General features: G+C 69.1%; 1 protein-coding gene. It reads left to right on the forward strand.

The annotated features are described in order from the left end of the window. Positions 1-20 precede the first annotated feature (20 nt). A partial coding sequence (locus ACIRYZ_RS46570; protein WP_402955863.1) for a beta-ketoacyl synthase N-terminal-like domain-containing protein occupies positions 21-1,324 on the forward strand: 1,304 nt, incomplete at its 3' end.

Genomic DNA, 1,324 nt, shown 5'->3' on the forward strand with positions numbered 1-1,324 from the left:
TGACGGTGGCTGCGTGCGACGTGGCCGATCGTGAGGCGCTGGCGGGGGTGTTGGCCGCGATCCCGGCGGAGTACCCCCTCACCGCCGTCATCCACGCGGCCGGAGTCCTGGACGATGGCGTGGTCGACGCGATGGACTCGACGCGCCTTGCGGGCGTCCTGCGGGCCAAGGCGGAATCGGCGCGTCATCTCCACGAGCTGACCCAGGATCTGGACCTTTCGGCGTTCGTCCTGTTCTCCTCGGTGGCCGGTTCGATCGGCGGCGCCGGTCAGGGCAACTACGCCGCCGCCAACGCGTTCCTCGACGCCCTGGCCCACCACCGCCGGGCTGCCGGCCTGCCCGCCACCTCGGTGGCCTGGGGGCCGTGGGCCGACAGCGGCATGGCTGCCGATGCGGCGCTCACGGAGCAGCTGCGGCGTCGCGGGCTCCGAGGGCTCGGAGCCGAGTTGGCCATCAGCGCACTCGAGCGCGCGCTGGAGGCGGACGAAACCTTCCTCGCCGTCGCCGACCTGGAGTGGGCACAGTTTGCGCCATTCTTCACCGGTTCGCGGCCGAGCCCCCTCCTGAGCGAGCTGCTCGACCAGGAGGGCCTCCGCACGGCAGCGGCCGATAGTGCCGACACGGACGACTCCCGGTCCGCACTGGTGCGGCGGTTGGGGGCGTTGTCCGAGGCGGAGCGTCGCACCGTGCTGCTGGACGTGGTGCGGTCGGAGGTGGCTGCGGTGCTGGGCCATCGATCGGGTGATGCGGTTGACGGGGCCCGGGCGTTCAAGGATCTGGGCTTCGATTCCCTGACGGCTGTTGAGCTGCGAAATCGTCTGAACGCGGTGTCCGGTATGCGGTTGCCCGCGACGCTGATCTTCGATTACGTTAGCCCAGCGATCTTGGCCGATCACCTGCTGTCGGAGCTGCTTGGCCACTCGCCAATTGCGGTTTCGACTGCTATGGGGGAACGGGGTTTGACTGCTACGGGGGTGGCGGTCGGCGATGAGCCGATCGTTATTGTGGGCATGGGCTGTCGGTTCCCGGGGGGTGTGAGCTCCCCGGAGGACCTGTGGAAGCTGCTGGCCGAGGGTCAGGATGCGGTCTCGGCGTGGCCGGCGGACCGTGGTTGGGACGTCGACGGGCTCTACGATCCGGATCCGGACCGTACGGGCAAGTCGTACGTCGCGCAGGGTGCGTTCCTTGCGGACGTGACCGGTTTCGACGCGGGTTTCTTCGGTATTTCACCGCGTGAGGCGCTGGCGATGGATCCGCAGCAGCGACTGCTGCTGGAGACGTCGTGGGAGGCCTTCGAGGCGGCGGGGATCGACCCGACTTCGCT

It is taken from the genome of Kitasatospora sp. NPDC101155, assembly GCF_044768305.1.
GTDB lineage: Bacteria > Actinomycetota > Actinomycetes > Streptomycetales > Streptomycetaceae > Kitasatospora.